The organism is Paenibacillus tabacirhizosphaerae, assembly GCF_040812395.1.
Classification (GTDB): domain Bacteria; phylum Bacillota; class Bacilli; order Paenibacillales; family NBRC-103111; genus Paenibacillus_E.
The window spans coordinates 352,178-368,764 of record NZ_JBFNXH010000004.1 but is presented as its reverse complement, the minus strand read 5'-3'; the positions used below and the strand labels follow the sequence as shown (position 1 = coordinate 368,764).

General features: G+C 44.2%; 19 protein-coding genes and 1 pseudogene. 12 read left to right on the top strand and 8 right to left on the bottom strand.

The features are described 5' to 3' along the window. Positions 1–88: 88 nt before the first annotated feature. Both ABRS97_RS10230 and ABRS97_RS10225 read right to left on the bottom strand, forming a co-directional pair. Entirely contained in the window at positions 89–1,180 is a 1,092-nt protein-coding gene (locus tag ABRS97_RS10230) for a sensor domain-containing diguanylate cyclase (RefSeq protein WP_367813451.1), read from the bottom strand. Positions 1,181–1,758: 578 nt separating this feature from the next. Beyond that, positions 1,759–2,676, bottom strand: coding sequence for a helix-turn-helix transcriptional regulator (locus tag ABRS97_RS10225; protein WP_367813449.1), 918 nt, complete (start codon positions 2,674–2,676; stop codon positions 1,759–1,761). Between the two features lie 154 nt (positions 2,677–2,830). On the opposite strand from ABRS97_RS10225, the pseudogene ABRS97_RS28190 reads away from it, so the two are divergent. The 6 genes and pseudogenes from ABRS97_RS28190 to ABRS97_RS10200 form a co-directional block, all read left to right on the top strand. Then, positions 2,831–2,911, top strand: a pseudogene (locus tag ABRS97_RS28190) (YdeI/OmpD-associated family protein); the annotation flags it as partial. A gap of 93 nt (positions 2,912–3,004) precedes the next feature. Continuing rightward, a complete protein-coding gene (locus ABRS97_RS10220; protein ID WP_367813447.1) occupies positions 3,005–3,712 on the top strand; it encodes a DNA alkylation repair protein in 708 nt (235 codons plus the stop codon). Between the two features lie 49 nt (positions 3,713–3,761). Continuing rightward, positions 3,762–4,364, top strand: a complete 603-nt coding sequence (locus ABRS97_RS10215) for a class I SAM-dependent methyltransferase (RefSeq protein ID WP_367813445.1) — start codon at positions 3,762–3,764, stop codon at positions 4,362–4,364. A gap of 95 nt (positions 4,365–4,459) precedes the next feature. After that, positions 4,460–4,924 carry a methyltransferase family protein gene (locus ABRS97_RS10210; protein ID WP_367813443.1) on the top strand — a complete coding sequence of 155 codons (465 nt, stop codon included), beginning with the start codon at positions 4,460–4,462 and terminating at the stop codon, positions 4,922–4,924. A gap of 248 nt (positions 4,925–5,172) precedes the next feature. Further along, positions 5,173–5,739, top strand: a complete 567-nt coding sequence (locus ABRS97_RS10205; protein ID WP_367813442.1) for a TetR/AcrR family transcriptional regulator — start codon at positions 5,173–5,175, stop codon at positions 5,737–5,739. 157 nt (positions 5,740–5,896) lie between these two features. Next, positions 5,897–6,886: a zinc-binding dehydrogenase gene (locus tag ABRS97_RS10200; protein WP_367813440.1), complete on the top strand. Its 990-nt coding sequence runs from the start codon at positions 5,897–5,899 to the stop codon at positions 6,884–6,886. 350 nt (positions 6,887–7,236) lie between these two features. Here the strand turns inward: ABRS97_RS10200 and ABRS97_RS10195 are convergent, their stop codons facing one another. The 4 genes from ABRS97_RS10195 to ABRS97_RS10180 all read right to left on the bottom strand — a co-directional run bounded on the left by ABRS97_RS10195 (position 7,237) and on the right by ABRS97_RS10180 (position 9,709). After that, the gene (locus tag ABRS97_RS10195) at positions 7,237–7,728 is read right to left on the bottom strand and encodes an SRPBCC family protein (protein ID WP_367813438.1); all 492 of its coding nucleotides are present in this window, start codon (positions 7,726–7,728) and stop codon (positions 7,237–7,239) included. 136 nt (positions 7,729–7,864) lie between these two features. Beyond that, entirely contained in the window at positions 7,865–8,308 is a 444-nt protein-coding gene (locus ABRS97_RS10190) for an SRPBCC family protein (protein WP_367813436.1), read from the bottom strand. Next, positions 8,301–8,618, bottom strand: a complete 318-nt coding sequence (locus ABRS97_RS10185) for an ArsR/SmtB family transcription factor (RefSeq protein ID WP_367813434.1) — start codon at positions 8,616–8,618, stop codon at positions 8,301–8,303. The genes ABRS97_RS10190 and ABRS97_RS10185 overlap by 8 nt, the downstream gene beginning before the upstream one ends. A 512-nt stretch (positions 8,619–9,130) precedes the next feature. After that, on the bottom strand, positions 9,131–9,709 hold the full coding sequence (locus ABRS97_RS10180) for a TetR/AcrR family transcriptional regulator (RefSeq protein ID WP_367813432.1): 579 nt from the start codon (positions 9,707–9,709) through the stop codon (positions 9,131–9,133). Between the two features lie 282 nt (positions 9,710–9,991). Between ABRS97_RS10180 and ABRS97_RS10175 the strand changes: the two genes are divergently transcribed. From ABRS97_RS10175 to ABRS97_RS10165, 3 genes are all read left to right on the top strand, one after another. Continuing rightward, complete coding sequence (locus tag ABRS97_RS10175; protein WP_367813430.1) at positions 9,992–11,185, top strand: MFS transporter; 1,194 nt, start codon at positions 9,992–9,994, stop codon at positions 11,183–11,185. Positions 11,186–11,295: 110 nt separating this feature from the next. Continuing rightward, positions 11,296–11,868 (top strand): TetR/AcrR family transcriptional regulator, encoded by a 573-nt coding sequence (locus tag ABRS97_RS10170; protein WP_367813429.1) that lies wholly within the window; start codon positions 11,296–11,298, stop codon positions 11,866–11,868. A gap of 60 nt (positions 11,869–11,928) precedes the next feature. After that, positions 11,929–12,699 (top strand): SDR family NAD(P)-dependent oxidoreductase, encoded by a 771-nt coding sequence (locus ABRS97_RS10165; protein ID WP_367813427.1) that lies wholly within the window; start codon positions 11,929–11,931, stop codon positions 12,697–12,699. Between the two features lie 110 nt (positions 12,700–12,809). Here ABRS97_RS10165 and ABRS97_RS10160 read toward each other — a convergent pair whose 3' ends face one another. Then, on the bottom strand, positions 12,810–13,103 hold the full coding sequence (locus tag ABRS97_RS10160) for a Dabb family protein (RefSeq protein ID WP_367813425.1): 294 nt from the start codon (positions 13,101–13,103) through the stop codon (positions 12,810–12,812). A gap of 185 nt (positions 13,104–13,288) precedes the next feature. Here ABRS97_RS10160 and ABRS97_RS10155 point away from each other — a divergent pair, with 185 nt between their 5' ends. Continuing rightward, positions 13,289–13,942 (top strand): NADPH-dependent F420 reductase, encoded by a 654-nt coding sequence (locus ABRS97_RS10155; RefSeq protein WP_367813424.1) that lies wholly within the window; start codon positions 13,289–13,291, stop codon positions 13,940–13,942. Here ABRS97_RS10155 and ABRS97_RS10150 read toward each other — a convergent pair. Continuing rightward, positions 13,939–14,787 (bottom strand): LysR family transcriptional regulator, encoded by an 849-nt coding sequence (locus ABRS97_RS10150; RefSeq protein ID WP_367813422.1) that lies wholly within the window; start codon positions 14,785–14,787, stop codon positions 13,939–13,941. The genes ABRS97_RS10155 and ABRS97_RS10150 overlap by 4 nt on opposite strands. A 235-nt stretch (positions 14,788–15,022) precedes the next feature. Between ABRS97_RS10150 and ABRS97_RS10145 the strand changes: the two genes are divergently transcribed. Further along, positions 15,023–15,961, top strand: a complete 939-nt coding sequence (locus ABRS97_RS10145; RefSeq protein ID WP_367813421.1) for a helix-turn-helix transcriptional regulator — start codon at positions 15,023–15,025, stop codon at positions 15,959–15,961. 63 nt (positions 15,962–16,024) lie between these two features. Next, positions 16,025–16,504: a GyrI-like domain-containing protein gene (locus tag ABRS97_RS10140; protein ID WP_367813420.1), complete on the top strand. Its 480-nt coding sequence runs from the start codon at positions 16,025–16,027 to the stop codon at positions 16,502–16,504. Positions 16,505–16,587 lie beyond the last annotated feature (83 nt).

Below are 16,587 nucleotides of genomic sequence, written 5' to 3'. Positions count from 1 at the left end.
AAAGGAGCTGCTGCGGTAAGCCCCCTTTAGTGAGTTATTGTGTATACGCTGAACCCTATCATTTTTTGCGAAATTCCTTTAGGGGAAATTACCCCACGAGCTCCCCATTAACCGCAATCCGGTTGGTGCCGTTGGACTTGGCGATATACATCGATTGGTCCGCCGCGCGAATGAGATCGAGCTCCGTTTTGCCCTCTGCCCATAGCGTACAGCCGACGCTGGTGGACATCGGCAGTTGAAGATCCTTAATCCGCATCGGCGACGACTCTAGTTGCTCGATCAAACGCTTGGCAACCTGCATCAAGCCATCGTAGCCGTTCTGCAGCCATGCCGCCACCACGAACTCATCGCCGCCTACGCGCGCGATCAGATCGGATTCGCGAACCGCTTCCTTGATGCGTTTAGCGAATTCTACAAGCACGAGATCGCCGACTTCATGTCCGTAAGTATCGTTGCATTGCTTGAATTTATTCAAATCGAGGTAAAACACCCCGAATAAGCCTTCTTCTCGACTGACCCGATTAATCCAGCCTTGGATTCGACCGCTAAAGCCTCTACGATTCAGCAATCCCGTCAGAATGTCGCGCTCTGTCAATTGAATAAGCTCGCTTTCTAGTTTTTCGCGTCTTTTAATTTCGGCTCTTAATTGAACCAATAATTGTTCGTAATCGTTCAGAATCCGAATTTTGTCGTCGTAGTTGATTTGCTTGCCTAGCTCCGAGCCTAGGGCGAGCGATAACAACTGCAATGTCTCGATATCGCGGCTGGAGAAAGCATCGGGACGGTCGGAGATGACTTTCAACACACCGACGGCATTGCTAGATTCGAACAGGGGAACGCAGACCATGCTCCGCGCGCCGACTTTCATAGTCGCTTCCTTGTTGACACGATCGTCCTGCTGCGTATCCGGCGAATACAAGATTTCCTTCTCCGTCACGCACAAGCCCGATAAACTGCCGTTCTTATTTAATCGAATTCCGAGATGAGGCTGCAAGGTGCCGCTGACGGCGGCATAAACCATTTCATCGCCCGCTAGCATCTCGATGGTAGAGCCGTCGGCATCAGTTAACAGACACATCCGATCGCAGATCGTCTGCATAAACAGCTTCAAATCAAAGTTAGATAACAGCATCTGCTGTTGGACTTCCATTATGACTTTAAGGTGACGGTTCTCAAACATCGTCCCAATTCCTCCATGCTTCGCATAGTAATCTGTCGGCCATCATTAGGTACATGCTAGCACTTTTAACCTGGTTTGTCAGCAGAGCTCCGAACGTGGGGGACAGTAGGGGGCGTTGCATCTCTTGCGTCTTATATGTTTTCTACTGTACTAAACTATCCCAATCCGGCTGCAATTTGTTCCGCAGCCCGCGGCACAATTACGAGTCTCGGCCTGAAGGCCACAATCAACCGAGGATTAGAAATAGCCCCTTCAGCTTTATGGTCAGCGGAAGGGGCAGCGGGCGCGATCCAGCTCAACTTGTCCCGAGGGAACTGGCTGAGGATTTTATTCGGGACCTCCAGGCCCGACGGTCGCGGTGAACGAGGGCTCGTTCTGGCTACGGAGGTCATCCGTTCGGTTGGATGGCCTCCATGTCTGGGGACCGGGACAGCAAGTTGCCAGGGAGACGGAGTCGGAGTCCTCACAATTTCATAACCGAGCTTTACATGAAGAAAGACGCCCGTTGAGGCGTCTTTCGTTTGTTTGATGATAGGGAGAACCTTACCACGTGTAAAGAATTGAGGAGATATTATTCTTTATCGTTGCGAGTATTTCTCCATCATTTTACTTAAATAATTCCGAAATTCTTCAACATATGTTTTGGGCTCTACTATTTCTAGATTTGTACCGAAACTTGCTAAAAATTGATATCCAATACTGTTTTGAGGAACATAGATTGTTGCTAAGAAATATTCAGAACTATAGTTTTCAATACTCTTTCGACCGTACCGTTCAATGAATTGATCTTTTATGCTAGGTGAAATCAACGCCTTAATAGCGACTAGTTGCGGTTGATAACTTGTTTCATGTTCTTGTTTTAACAAATTATCTCTAGGCTTAAATGTTGTTTTATCCATATTAAGATTATCGATCCTAGATAATTTATATGTTCTATATCTCTGACGATGTAGACAGAATCCCTTCAAATACCAACTCGTTTCGCTAAAATGAAGCTGATAGGGCTCGACATTTCTATTCGTTTTAATGCCATTTTTATCAATATAATCAAATGAAATTAACTTTCTTTTTAATATTGATTCTTGACATGTCTTCAAGATTTGAAGAATCTCAGACCGACCCTCCCAGTCATAAAATGACAGTTGGATTGAACCTTTCCAGGATGCTGAGCCTATCATCGCTTCGATTTTTTTAAGAGTTAGTTCTACTTCATCACTAAATAAAATTTGTCCCAATCCACCTAGTGCGGTTAGGATGTTTTCTAAGTCGTTACTGCTTAAAAGTCGTTTATCTAATTTGTATTCATCCATAATCCCGTAGCCGCCGTAAACTCCATTTATAGAATAAATAGGTATATTAGAAAGACTGAGGGTTTCCATATCACGTAGAATCGTTCTCTTAGACACGTTAAATAATTGTGAGAACTCGGTTGTTGAAACAACATTCTTTTGCAGCAAGATCATTACTATAGATATTAATCTTTCGATTTTCTCCATATTACCCCTCCCGGCTATAAAAAATAAATTTTACAAAGCTCTAATAGGTGACAAAGTAGCTGTCACTTATTGTAGCTTATACTTCATGTATTACAAGAAGGAGCCAGAAAATGAGTTGAATATGATTACGGAGTCATCGTAGTATGACGCCTCGAAGCAAGCATATGAGAATTTCATGGCATTCCCAGATCTTTATAAAAGAGTTCGGATCGACACGATACAAAGCAATAAGAATCCAGATTCCATTGGATTAAGGCCGCTTTATGATATATTCAAGTTAAGACGGCTTAATCACTAACGACAAACTAATAAAAAGGAAGCGCGAAAAATGAATCTGGAAATGGTTATGCAGGAGCTTGAAGGGCTCGGCAAGGAACGCACCAAGAAAATATATCAATCCAATGGGGCGCACGAACCGCTTTTTGGCGTGGCTACTGGCGCGATGAAGCCCATCTTCAGAAAAATAAAACGCAACCAACTATTGGCTGAGCAGCTTTATGCCACGGGTAATTACGATGCCATGTATTTTGCGGGGGTGATTGCAGACCCTAAAGCGATGACGGAAGTGGATTTTGAACGGTGGATGGATGGGGCTTATTTCTATATGCTTTCGGACTATGTGGTTGCAGTAACTTTGGCGGAAACGGATATTGCACAAGAAGTATCAGACAAATGGATTGCAAGCGATGTAGAGCTGAAAATGTCGGCGGGCTGGAGCTGTTACTGCTGGCTGCTCGGCAATCGGCCGGACCATGAATTCTCTGAAGAGAAAATCGCCAGCATGTTGGAACTTGTCAAAAATACGATTCATGATGCTCCCGAGCGCGCGAAATACGCGATGAACAATTTCATGTATACGGTGGCAGTATCTTATATGCCGCTCCATGATAAGGTGGTCGATATCGCGAAGGAAGTAGGCCCGGTAGAGGTCAATCGTGGTACCGCAAAAAGCAAGCAACTGAACGCGTCCGCTAATATTCAAAAGGCGGTAGATAAAGGCCAGCTCGGCTTCAAACGCAAATATGTCAGGTGTTAGAACTAGCTGTCTGTAATTGTACAAGAATTTTTACATTGGAGATGGAATAATGGGAAATACGGATAAGTTTGAAATGATAGCTAATATATATGACACTCCTGAAAGAATTCAAATTGCAAAAGTATCATCTGATGCCATCCGTGAATATGTAGTCGACGCCAATAGCAAGAATGCTATTGATTTTGGGTGCGGAACGGGTCTTGTCGGAATGAACTTGGTAAACGAGTTTAATTCGATGCTTTTTCTGGATACTTCACAAAACATGATTAATCAAATAAAGCAGAAAATTTCTGATTTTCATATTCAGAATGTAGATACATTATGCTTTGATTTTGAAAAGGCAGGTCTATCGGATTTACATGCTGACTATATTTTTATGGCTCAGGTTCTACTCCATATTCATGATGTTGAGTTCGTTTTATCCAGATTATTTGATGTTCTAAATGAAGGAGGACATTTACTGATCGTTGATTTTAATAAAAATGAACAAGTAGTTTCAGATCTAGTCCATAACGGATTTAATCAAGGAAAACTAACTGATATTATGGCCAAAATAGGGTACAGGAATATTCGATCCAAAACTTTTTATGATGGAAGTAAAATATTCATGGGACAGGATGCATCGATGTTTATTCTTGATTCTCAAAAATGAACGTTTAGGCGGAAATGCCCAATCGTTATCATATGTTAATGAAAAAAGCAGATACAGCCCCTACAATTGGAATTACTAAGTTAGGGGGGATCTAATTGAAGAAAAGCGCGGAAACAAAAATGTATTTGCTGCCGCCTCAGTTGTTTCTGGTATGTTGCATTGGCATGTTGATGCTGCGAATCTATTATCCCGTTATTATTTGGTTGTCGCTTCCGTACAACCTCATTGGACTTATGTTGATTGGTTTAGGCCTGATTTTATCGATTTGGGGGTCGCGGACATTCAGCAAGAACCAAACCAATATTCATACCTTTAAAGAGCCTGATAAACTGATTGTAGAGGGCTTGTATAAATACTCAAGAAACCCCATGTACTTGGGTTTTCTTGTTTCGTTGGCGGGGATATTTATTTTATTGGGTGCTGTATCGCCAATATTGCTATTATTTACTTTCCTCATTATTGTCAATCGGTGGTATATCAAGTCGGAGGAGAAGAATATGACTGCCAAATTCGGTAGGGACTACTTACAATACAAGGATTCGACCAGGAGATGGATTTAATCTCGAGGAGATTCGACGCCACCTTTCTAATTCGTTATATGATCCGGAGATGAAGCACAAAGCTCCTGGAGATGAGCAGACTGGTTACGAGGGTTTGAATGAACGATCCTATGAAGCATCATCCGTTTAGCGGCCAGTCGATTGCGGTCAATGAATCTTCATGCTAAAATTGGTGACAGAACAGTTCTGTATCATTCCGCGAAGCAGCTCTGCGGTGTGCAATATTCCGAAGTAGGTTAGGTGAGAGCATGTCTGAATCAATTTCTGCCGCGCGCCAGCGCCTTTTGGACGTAGCGTCCGATTTGTTTTATAGAGAAGGAATTCGCTCCATCGGAGTAGATACGATCGTGGAGAAAGCCGGGGTAGGGAAAGCGACGCTCTATCGTCATTTTCCGACCAAGGACGATCTGATCGCCGCATATTTGGAGCGGAATGGTAATTTGCATTGGCAATGGTTCGATAAGGTCGTTGCCGAGCATGATGGCTCGCCCAAAGAGCAACTGCTTGCCTTAATCGATGCCACTATGGAGATTATGACGGAGCCCGGTTATCGCGGCTGCGCGCAGTTAAACGCGCTGGCCGAGTTCTCTGAGGCTGATCATCCTGCGCATCGACTCGCCGTCGAGTTTAAGCACGCGTTAAGATTGCGGTTGCTTCAGCTGTGCAGGAAAGCCGGCGACGGCAATGAGGCGTTGGCCGATCAACTGTTGTTGGTTATTAATGGAGCGCTCGTCTCGGTGCCGCTGTTGGGCCCCGAGAGTCCTGCCATCCATCTTAAGGCGATCGCGATGCAATTGATCGACGCGCATATCTAAAGGTTGCTTAAGGGGAGACTCCGCAAAAATAGCGGGGTCTTATTTTTATGCGTTGACACGAGACAGAACTGTACTGTATACTTCATAACAATGCGTAACAGAACAGTTCTGTATTGTTATGAAGTGTTGAAATTATTCTAATTTATGAGGTGAATTCATGAAAGCAGTTGTATTTGATGAGCTCGGCTCATTCGCCGACAACCTAGCCACCCTCCGGCTTACCGATGTTCCGATTCCCAAGCTCGGTGACAATGATGTTCTTGTTCGGATGGTAGCGGCGTCGATTAATCCCGGGGATTTCCTCTTCATTCAAGGGTTGTATCCGGAGCCGAAGAAGCCGACTTTTCCCGGGCAAATCGCGGGCAATCACGGAGCGGGAATCATTGCGGGGGTCGGTAAGAATGTCGAGATGAAGGAGGGCACCTTCGTTCATTTTAATTATTTTAATACTTGGGCGGAATATACGGTGTTACCGGCCGAATGGGTCATTCCCCTCCCGGAGGATTATCCGATAGAGAAAGCCTCACAGTTCTCGAATATCGTCACGGCGTGGGATTTGCTTGAACAATCCAAGGTGCAGGCAGGCGGATGGTTGGCGGTAACAGCGGGAAACTCGACGTTGGCGACGTTGGTTTCGCAATTAGCGGCCCAAAGAGGAGTAAAGGTTGTCTCCATCGTCAGAAACAAATACGATCATCTGGATTTGCGCGCGCTCGGAGCCGTCCAGGTGCTGGAATTAAGCAGCTTAACGACGGGAGTTGCGGAGAAATTGCTGGAGATGACGGTGGGGAACGGTCTGAACGGCGCGATCGATTGCGTCGGAGGGCCTCTGGCCGGGGAGTTGGTTCAGTCGTTAGCGCTGGGAGGGCAGCTCGTAATCTACGGGGGGTTCAGCGAAAGTAAATTTGAATTGCATAACTTCGATCTTCTGATGAAAGCCGCGGCGATCTCGTCCTATGCTTATCGGTACTTCTTCGTCCCCCCTAAGGCGGAGCATATGAAGCTGATGGCCAAGATAGCCGAAGCTTCAAGAGGGCCCGAATTAAAAATTCAAGTGGGAGGATTTCATCCTTTGGAGGACTTCCAAACGGCCGTTTTCAAAAGTCTTCACGATACTGATCAAGGCAAAAGGTTCATTAAAATGTAAGGGCTGACGCGCATCGTTCCCGTCTGGCTGGTGTGGAACCATGTCCGGACCGTCGCGTGCTTCGCGGCATCGGTCTCCTTCGTTGCGGGGTTGCTCAAGACGTGAGGAAAGGCAAGCTCGTCTTCTAAGGCTTGCCCTGCCCTTGGTATGCGCGATTTGTACTTATTGCAGTTGATATCAGGAATAAGAGCACCCATCGGGAGTACCCCTATTGAGTGCTCTTAACTTCTTCGTCCCACACGTGCTGGTTCATTTCAACGGCGGCTTTCTTTACCAAGTCCGCCATCATCTGTTCATACTTTTCGTTGATATATTCATCTTAATGTTATCTTTAACTTCATCAAAGCTCATTAAGCGTTTTCTATGCCATGTCTGTCGAGAATCTCCTCGTTTACTTGGGGGTGGCCCTTACCCGTGGTAATCAGTTTGCGCAAGCTGCCTTTGATGAAGTCGCCCCAGGCGTCTGAACATATTTCGTAACATTCATATTCGGGCACGAGACCAACGTGCGTGAAGCGGAGCTCTGTTTTGTCGCCCTTTTTGGCCATTTCAAAAACAATGTCGGTGTCCTTCCACTCAGTCGTGTTCTTAAACTCTCTCCCATCTTTTATAAAGTCAAAGGAGTTTTCTAATACGTGCCAAACCACCTTTTGACCTGGAACAAGTTCGGTGATTTTAATGGTGCAGCGGTGAATGTCTTTGTAGATGTATTTAAACTCACCAAGCTTATCGGTATCGCCTTCGATTACTTCCGACCACCATCCGCGAACGTTGTTAATGGCGTCAAAGACCTCTTCGGGGCTTTGGTCTACCGTATAAGAAGTACTATAATTTTGATTCATGCAAATTACTCCTCTCGTTATTGTTGACTCACATATGAGTCGTTGAGATCCTCTATTATCCATTTTCCAAATCCATGAAACGTAGGCCGTCCGAAAGAAGTGCAAATTACAGTAGAATTAGCCTGACCAATGTTAACTAAAAGGCTGCCAGGAGGCTGCCTGTTTCGAGCAGGCTCTTTAAGTTGCTGAGAATGGCAGGCCAGCCATTATTAAATCCTTCAAACTTGCCTTCGTCTTTGCGAATATCTTTCTCTAATAAATCCTCGTGTAGGAGCGTCAGTTTTATAGTAGAGTTCATGGGTGTTAATTCATATGTAACCTTAGAGGATCGATCTCCTTCAACGTCTTTGACGCTCCAGGAAACTGTGAGTAAGCGATACGGTTCGTATATAAGAATCTCGCCGTAATCAACAACCTTACCTTTATTCATCATTTCAAAGCTAGAACCAACCTGCCAATCTGAAACGATTTCACGACCGAAAAAATACTGTTTGGTGAATTCACTGTTCGTTAGGGCTGCCCAAAGCTTCTCGGGTGTAGTTGCGATGTAAGTCACATACACGAATGACGTTTTATTCATGATTATCCTCCTCCAATGCTTGCTTTAGGGTGTTTAATGCCTCAATCCGGTGACGCTCGAACTTACCGATCCAACGTTCATAAATTTCCCCGATTGGTATGGGGTTTAGATAATGAAGCTTTTCGCGGCCATGCCAGACGACAGTGATAAGATTTGCCTCTTCCAGCAGCAGAAGGTGCTTCGTAACAGCTTGACGGCTCATTGCCATTTGTGTGCAGAGATCTGTTAAGGATCGTCCGTTATTTGCGAACAAGAGGTCAAGTAATTCCCTGCGTGTTCCATCAGCAAGTGCCTTGAAAACTTTTTCCATGTCAAAACGTTCACCTCCTCGCCTCTATTATATGCAACAATTTAGTTGCATAAATTTATCTCTATTATATGCAACTAAATTGTTGCATGTCAAGTCCTATTGCATTTGATTATAAAACTAATCAAGGGAAGCAAAATGCTCCAATTTATTTCGGACGATCCTCGCCGATGATTAGATTGTAGACGGTATTATGAACAGGCTCAAAAGTGAGAGTCCCGAAGCACAGTATGAAGAGAAGATTAAGGCTGAACTTGTTAATCGTTTATCCGAGGTTTTGGAATTGGAATTAAATGAGTGCAAGCGTGTCATAGCCCATCTTGAACGGGAAATCGAGGAAAAGTGAGTTCAATGCTTTATCAAAACAAGAAGAGAGGAGAACCTTATCATAAGTAATGGCAAGTTTTTTACAATCGATGTATACAAAAAGGCCCCCATATTGCATATTGCAAGGGGCCTTAGTCTTGTCTATACAAATTATTTTGAAAATCGTTGGATGTTGCGAAACATACGACTCAGGTAGAACGAATCCCTTCAAACGCGTAATTTACTAAATGATGCACATAGGGTTCGTCCAACGTTTCGCCTGTCACAAGCAAACGATAGAAAATCGGCCCATAAATGAGATCAATGCATATGCCAATGTCGAGGTCTTTTTTTAGTTCCCCGAGTTGAATCCCCTTCTCCAAGAGACTTCTTGCCTCAAGTCGGCGAGGTTGGAAAAATCGAGTTCGATAGGCCTCCGCCAATCCTGAATCAAACTGCCCTACGCCTAATAACTCCGTAATGATGATCCCCTCCCGGCTTGTCAAAAACCGGGTTAAATTCGTGGCGTGAATTAGAATATTATCTAATGCCGAACCCGTATCAGGCACGGGCAATCTTGCTGTGGCGGCATACAGGAAGCTATCCATGACCACGGCAGCCTTGTTAGGCCACCATTTATAAATCGTGGCCTTGCTAACTTGGGCACGATCGGCAATTTTATCAACTGTGACGGCTTGAAAGCCATTTTCCAACAATAACTCATAAGATGCAGAAAGAATAGACTTTTGCGCTTCTACATTACGCGGCCTGCCTCTTTTGCCATTCATCGTAATCGTCACCTTTCGTGAGTATATATCCTAACTGATAAAAATAAACTATACGTTCAGTATACCAATTATAGATAAAAAGCAAAGTTGAAATCACCTATTTACAAAACTATACGTTCAGTATATTATTTTATTATAATTTATAAACTATACGTTCAGTATTTAAAATTGAGGGAGGAGGAATTAACATGAGGGGAAAGCCGCATGGAATTGCAGTTGCCGTGAAGTAATGAAGTTTTGACTGTAGGACACAGTATATTTCTATATAAGGAGTTGCTTAAAATGACTGCAATAAAAAAACAAACCATCGAGAAAAATATCCCGACATGGTTAACCCTACTTCTGGCTACCGCATGCGGTATCATTGCAGCTAATCTTTACTATGCACAGCCCTTGGTTGGGGTAATCGGTTCTTCAATCGGGCTGTCCGCAAACAGTTCTGGCTTTATCGTGACGTTAACGCAGATTGGTTATGCAGTTGGCTTGTTATTTATCGTACCTATGGGAGATATCGTTGAAAATCGAAGGTTGGTTGTCGTATCTTTACTTCTCACAGGCATTGCCCTTGCAATCCCGGCAGTGTCGAAACAAGCTGTGCCATTCTTAGCGGCTTCGTTTGTAATCGGTTTAGGGTCGGTCGCTGCGCAAGTACTCGTGCCTTTTGCGTCATACCTGGCATCCGAATCTTCACGCGGTCGCGTTGTAGGGAATGTCATGAGTGGTTTGTTACTTGGTATTATGCTCTCGCGTCCTTTATCGAGCATGGTAGCCGACTTCTTTGGCTGGCATGCCGTATTCGCCTTGTCTTCCACAGCTATTTTTATTTTGGCTATCGTACTGTCGAAGGTGTTACCTGTAAGAAAGCCCTCGTCAGACTCGCGCTATACAGCTCTACTCGGTTCGATGTGGCACTTGCTGCGAACAACCCCGATCTTACGCCGCCGAGCTGCTTATCATGCATGTGTGTTTGCAACTTTCAGCTTATTTTGGACAACAGTTCCGTTATTGTTATCTAGCCCGCTCTTTCATTTTTCACAGAAAAACATTGCGTTGTTCGCGCTTGTCGGAGTCGCTGGCGCAATAGCTGCGCCTGTGGCCGGACGGTTGGCCGACCGCGGCTGGACTAAACCTGCAACGGGGATTGCACTCGCAACTGTCGTCATTTCTATGCTGTTGCCGCTTATGATCCGTACTGGTTCATCTATCGGAGTAGCTATTCTCGTCGTTTCAGCCATATTATTGGACGCCGGTGTATCCGCAAATCTTGTGCTTGGACAACGCGTGCTCTTCTCGCTGAGTCCGGAAATTCGAAGTCGTTTGAATGGGCTTTTTATGGCTATTTTCTTTTTTGGCGGTGCCATTGGATCCGCAATCGGGGGATGGACATACGCCACGGAAGGATGGAGTGCCGTGTTATGGATTGGAATGGCTTTCCCGATCGCGGCCATTCTTTATTTTGCGACAGAGAAGAAGTAATTTTATGAACTGTGCGAATTCGAGGTCGAGAGTCCCTTATGTGTAATATCAGCTTGAAGCAGGCAGAAAAAATGCTTGACACCCTACCTACTGGTAGGTAATATGTGGATATGAACAATAACACATTAGATCAAATTTTGGATACAGCACAGCTGCTCGTTCAATCAGTGGGCTTTAATGCATTTAGTTATGCCGACATTTCAAAAGAAATCGGAATCCGAAAAGCAAGCATTCATTATCATTTTCCCAACAAAGCAGATTTGGGAGAGGCGTTAGTTGCGCGGTATCATATTCACTTTACTGCCGCTTTAACGCAAATTGATGCACAAACTCAAAATGATTTGGAAAGACTGCGTAAATTTGCTGGACTTTACAAAGCAGGGCCCAAGCAAGACTTCCGGCTTTGTCTAGGTGTTATGTACTCAACCGATTACATTACGTTACCAGAGAAAGTGCAAGAAAATCTCACCCAATACTTTTCTACTAATCTGACATGGCTGGGGCAAGTCATGAATCATGGACGAGAGGCTGGAACGCTAACTTTCAAGGGTACGGCAGAGGCTCAAGCCCATAAGTTTCTTGCAGCACTCCAGGGTGCGCAATTGCTCGCACGCAGTTTCAAGGACATCGAGAAATTCGATGAGATAGCCGAAGAATTAATAACTGCTTTAGATCCTAACTAAAGCAGTTATTTTCTAAATAAAACCTACCTATTAGTAGGTAAATAAAAGGAGCTTGTAAATATGAATTTTCAAGGTAAAGTGGCTGTTATTACAGGCGGCGGAAGCGGCATAGGGAAGGCAGCAGCAATTGAATTAGTGAAGTTGGGGGCTAAGGTTGTCATTAATGGCCGGCGGGAGCAGGTATTATTGGATGCTGCCAGAGAAATTGATCCAACAGGAAAACATGTGCTTCCGATAGCAGGAGATATCAGACAGCTTGAAACTTCTACAAATCTTGTCAAAGAAACCGTTAAAAAATTTGGCGGAATTGATGTATTGATTTCAAGTACAGGAATTTTCAAGCCCACACCCTTTCTGGATCACACCGAGACAGACTTCGACTCCTATATAGATACCATCGTGAAAGGAACATTTTTTATCGCACAAGCCGTCATCCCTGAAATGATAAAGCGTGGTGGCGGAGCAATCGTCTCCGTGGGTTCCATGTGGGCCATTCAAGCAATCGGTGCCACACCTTCAAGTGCATACTCGGCTGCCATGGCGGGCAGACATGCATTAACACGCAATCTGGCTATCGAATTTGCCAAAGATCAAATACGTGTAAATACAGTCGCTCCTGCTGTAGTAGAAACACCTGTTTACAATAGCTTTATCCCTCAAGATCAAATTAGGAGTGTATTGGATAGTTTTCATGCCTTTCATCCGCTCGGAAGAATTGGTCAGCCTAAGGACATGGTGTCCGCCATCTTATTCTTGGCTAGTGATGAAGCGAGTTGGATAACGGGAGCCATTCTACCTGTGGATGGTGGGGTAACTGCGGGCAAGCATTAATTGATAGTTAGATATTAGAAAAACAAACCTTATTTGATGATTCAAATAAGATAATAGTATTCAGATCAGGATGACCCCTTGACATAGGGGTCTCCTTTTTATTGAAAAATTTAAATCTTAATATCTACGCCGATACTGTCGATTCTACCAACTTCGTGAATATAGGAGACGATAGCCTGATGGTCTTCGTTCACCGTGTAGGCATCCAATGCGTCTTGATTCTCAAATCTCACCATAAGCACAACTTGGTATTCTTTGCTTTTTTCGGCTATGTTGAGCCCCGCTTGAATTTCAGCGATTCCTGCGATTGCGTCTTTTAATGCCTTGAAGCGTTTCACGACTTCTTGAAGCTGCTCTTGTGTTGTTGTCTCAGCAAATTTCAAAAGCACGGTACGTTGAATCATATATTTTCCCTCCGGTGATGAAGATGTTGTTTCTTGTCCATCTTACAGTTAGACGGAGTAGATATCAATTGCATATCCAAGAATCGATGCCGAAACCAAAAGTGGGAGGGGTACGAAATTGTAGAACTTCTGGAGGTCACTCTTCTTTGATAAGCTGAAATCAATTCAAAGAAGGAGTGATGATTATGAAAATCAGCGTACTAGGAACAGGTAATATGGGGAAGGCTTTGGTGAAACAAGCAGCAGCATATGTAGAGGGTCAAGTATTGTGGGGTTCACGCAATCCGGAAGAAGCAGCAAGGCTGGCGAAAAGCTTCCAGCTGGATCAGATCGTGACCACCTCTTATGAGGAAGCACTGCAGGCAGATATCATCATTCCCGCTTTCCCCTCAACGGCATTAATAGATTGGGCGCTAGCCAATAAAGAGCAAATAAAGGGTAAAATAGTTGTGGATATTTCAAATCCTTTTAATGATGACTTCAGCGGATTCACTACCGCCTGGGGTGAATCTTCTGCTGAACGCCTTCAGTCTTTGCTGCCTGAATCCAAAGTGGTAGGTGCCTTTAAAAATACATTCTTCAAGGTGTTTGAGAACCCGGTATTTCAGGATCAAAAAAGCGATGTGCTTGTTACTGGGGATGATGAAGAGGCTGTTCACCGTTTCATTGAGCGTTTTAACCCGCTCCCATTTCGTTTCATCCATGCAGGTAAGCTCGCCAATAATCGTACGATTGAACGTTTCACATTGCTGGAATTGGAGCTTGCTGTGCGTTATGGTACTTACCCTTATATTTCACTCCAATTATTTGGTATTAAGGAAGCTGTACTTGCTAATTAACTCAGTAATCGGAAAATCTTCTGGCCTTTGGCCCGGTTCGTACTAAATACGGCAATCGTTCGTTGGGCATCAGGATGACTCAAGGGTACGCCGACTAATCGATCTTTGGATAACTGCGAAATGTAGGGTTCAGGCAGCACCGTGAGCCCTCCGCCATTGTCCACATAACCGAGGATAACTTCTTTGAAGTTGACCTCGGTTTTTATATGCATGGGATGATTCACTGCCGCGAATAAATCCGTCAATTTGGCGCGAATCGTGCAACCTTCAGCATAAAGAACGAGGGGCTGATTGCTTAATTCGGTTAGTGTGACTGCCGGTTTTTCTGCAAACGGATGTTCCTTCGGCATGACCACAAATAAAGGCTCCCGATGCAGATCACCGATCCATAAGGAAGGATGCATGGAGATTCGTTCTGCAACGAGCAGATCCACTTCCCCGTCGAATAACATCTTGTATACCTCGGATGTGGATGGACGGCAAACCAATTCCACTTCATGTCCATGTTTTTCCAATTTATGCAGCGAAGCCAATAGATACTGCGAAGCGATATCCGGGACCGTTCCAATTCGAATACGCTGCCATGCCTTATAGGGCTCAAGAGCCCTTGTTAATACAGATAGCTGATCAAGTAACACCCTTGAGGATTCATACAGGACGTTTCCAGCATCCGTTAATTCAACGCCTTGAGAGGAACGTACAAAAAGCTGCACATCAAACTGCTGCTCCAGGCTTCTCAACTGTTTGCTGAGTGCGGTATGCGAAATATGCAGTACTTCGCTTGCTTTAGATATACTTTTCGTCCGAGCCACTTCTAAAAATCCTTTTAAAAATTCCGTATTCACGAACTCACTCTCATCCCTAGTATGTTGGTATGATATTTATCATATATTGATAGATGTGGAAGTACAAGAAATACGATCCTGTTTATGCTCTATGCACGATCATCTTCTGGACTGCTGTAAGATGGAAAAGTTTATTCTGGTATAAGGTTGACCGATAACTATCCCAGATGGTAATAAGGTATATAATGATATAGTAATTTCTGTTACATGCTAGAAGGGGCCAGGAGAGAAACAAATGAAAATTGATCGCTTGTTAGCGATGATCGTCCTATTACTAAATCGTGAACGAGTCAGTGCCAAAGAGTTAGCTGACCGCTTTGAAGTTTCAACGAAGACGATTTATCGAGATATGGAAACATTGAGTCAATCGGGAATCCCCATTATGGCACATAAGGGTATATCGGGCGGATTTGAAATCATGGAACAATACACGATTAATCGCCAGTTTCTAACGCTTAAAGAAATAGCCGCCATTGTTGCTGCAGTAAAAGGCATTACTTCTGTGCTGGATGATGGTTCGTTAGCTACTCTCCTTGAGAAGGTTATGGCGCTGCTCAGTAAATCAGATCGGCTAGATGGCGAGATAAAAGGAACGGGGATTATTTTTGATTTTAACCCTTGGGGCCAGAGTGCTCTTGCACGTGAAAAAATAAATAGTTTGAGGCAAGCGATAGAAAAATCACTAAGAGTGAGAATTCAATACTTGAATAGCAATGGGACAGAGAGTGAGAGAATAATTGAACCATCGAACCTAATTTTGAAAGGGTATTTATGGTATTTGCAGGCATACTGCACGCTAAGAAGCGATTTTCGAGTATTTCGGTTGTCCCGTATTCAGGGCTTGCGGATGCTGACGGAGCATTTTGTGCATCGCGAGATTCCGTCGTTAGAGAGATATGTATGGGATTCGGATTGGTCCAAAGAGACAGAGAAAGAAATGCTTCTTCATTTTCACCCAAAAGTCCGCTACAGAATTGAAGATACGTTTCCTCATGAGCGGATAACCATGCTAGAGGATGGTTCGATACAGGTAAAAGGGAAATTTACGGATGACGAATGGTTTTATGGTATGCTTCTAAGTTATGGCGATTATGTCAAAGTAGAGCAACCGGTTAGCGTAGCAAGAGAAGTCATGCACCGGGCAAAAAAAATTATTGAACAGTACTCAAACTAGGACATATAGGCGTCCACTTTTCCGTTATATACTAGTATTAAATACAGGGGAAGAGGATGATCCATGAATACCTACACGACTGAAAAACCAGATATAACGTTGATTGGCGTAAGTGTACGTACAACAAATGCGGAGGAAGCAGGACCGAACGGGCGATTGCCGGGGCTTTGGGAAACCTACTTTGGGAGCAACATTGCATCCAGGACTGGGACCAACAACCCTCATTTTATTTATGCGTTGTACACGGATTACGAAAGTGATGCAACCGGAGCGTATACGACTCTTATAGGGCATGAAGCGGGTGAAGAAGCGGTTCAGGACGAAAACTATACGTGTAGGGTTATACCGGAAAGCAAGTATATCGTATTTACGACTAGAAGAGGGCCCGTTTATGAAGTGGTAGCCCAAGCGTGGGGGGATATCTGGGCATATTTCAAGGAATATCCGGAGGCAAGGGCTTATACGGGGGATTTTGAGCTTTACGATTCTCGGAATTTTGATCCTACTGACACCGAAGTGCAGATTTACATTGCAATTAAATAGAACAGGAAAGACGCCGGGATCCCGACGTCTTTGTTTTATTTGCAAAACCAATTCGAAATCGTTATGAAAGAGGTGCGTTTGAC

Coding starts and splice junctions, on each gene's coding strand:
- ABRS97_RS10185 (WP_367813434.1), bottom strand. CDS start 8,618: ATGGAAAAAGTTTTCAAGGCACTTGCTGATGGAACACGCAGGGAATTA.
- ABRS97_RS10215 (WP_367813445.1), top strand. CDS start 3,762: ATGGGAAATACGGATAAGTTTGAAATGATAGCTAATATATATGACACT.
- ABRS97_RS10230 (WP_367813451.1), bottom strand. CDS start 1,180: ATGTTTGAGAACCGTCACCTTAAAGTCATAATGGAAGTCCAACAGCAG.
- ABRS97_RS10225 (WP_367813449.1), bottom strand. CDS start 2,676: ATGGAGAAAATCGAAAGATTAATATCTATAGTAATGATCTTGCTGCAA.
- ABRS97_RS10205 (WP_367813442.1), top strand. CDS start 5,173: ATGTCTGAATCAATTTCTGCCGCGCGCCAGCGCCTTTTGGACGTAGCG.
- ABRS97_RS10180 (WP_367813432.1), bottom strand. CDS start 9,709: ATGAATGGCAAAAGAGGCAGGCCGCGTAATGTAGAAGCGCAAAAGTCT.
- ABRS97_RS10190 (WP_367813436.1), bottom strand. CDS start 8,308: ATGAATAAAACGTCATTCGTGTATGTGACTTACATCGCAACTACACCC.
- ABRS97_RS10200 (WP_367813440.1), top strand. CDS start 5,897: ATGAAAGCAGTTGTATTTGATGAGCTCGGCTCATTCGCCGACAACCTA.
- ABRS97_RS10160 (WP_367813425.1), bottom strand. CDS start 13,103: ATGATTCAACGTACCGTGCTTTTGAAATTTGCTGAGACAACAACACAA.
- ABRS97_RS10145 (WP_367813421.1), top strand. CDS start 15,023: ATGAAAATTGATCGCTTGTTAGCGATGATCGTCCTATTACTAAATCGT.
- ABRS97_RS10155 (WP_367813424.1), top strand. CDS start 13,289: ATGAAAATCAGCGTACTAGGAACAGGTAATATGGGGAAGGCTTTGGTG.
- ABRS97_RS10175 (WP_367813430.1), top strand. CDS start 9,992: ATGACTGCAATAAAAAAACAAACCATCGAGAAAAATATCCCGACATGG.
- ABRS97_RS10195 (WP_367813438.1), bottom strand. CDS start 7,728: ATGAATCAAAATTATAGTACTTCTTATACGGTAGACCAAAGCCCCGAA.
- ABRS97_RS10220 (WP_367813447.1), top strand. CDS start 3,005: ATGAATCTGGAAATGGTTATGCAGGAGCTTGAAGGGCTCGGCAAGGAA.
- ABRS97_RS10140 (WP_367813420.1), top strand. CDS start 16,025: ATGAATACCTACACGACTGAAAAACCAGATATAACGTTGATTGGCGTA.
- ABRS97_RS10165 (WP_367813427.1), top strand. CDS start 11,929: ATGAATTTTCAAGGTAAAGTGGCTGTTATTACAGGCGGCGGAAGCGGC.
- ABRS97_RS10170 (WP_367813429.1), top strand. CDS start 11,296: ATGAACAATAACACATTAGATCAAATTTTGGATACAGCACAGCTGCTC.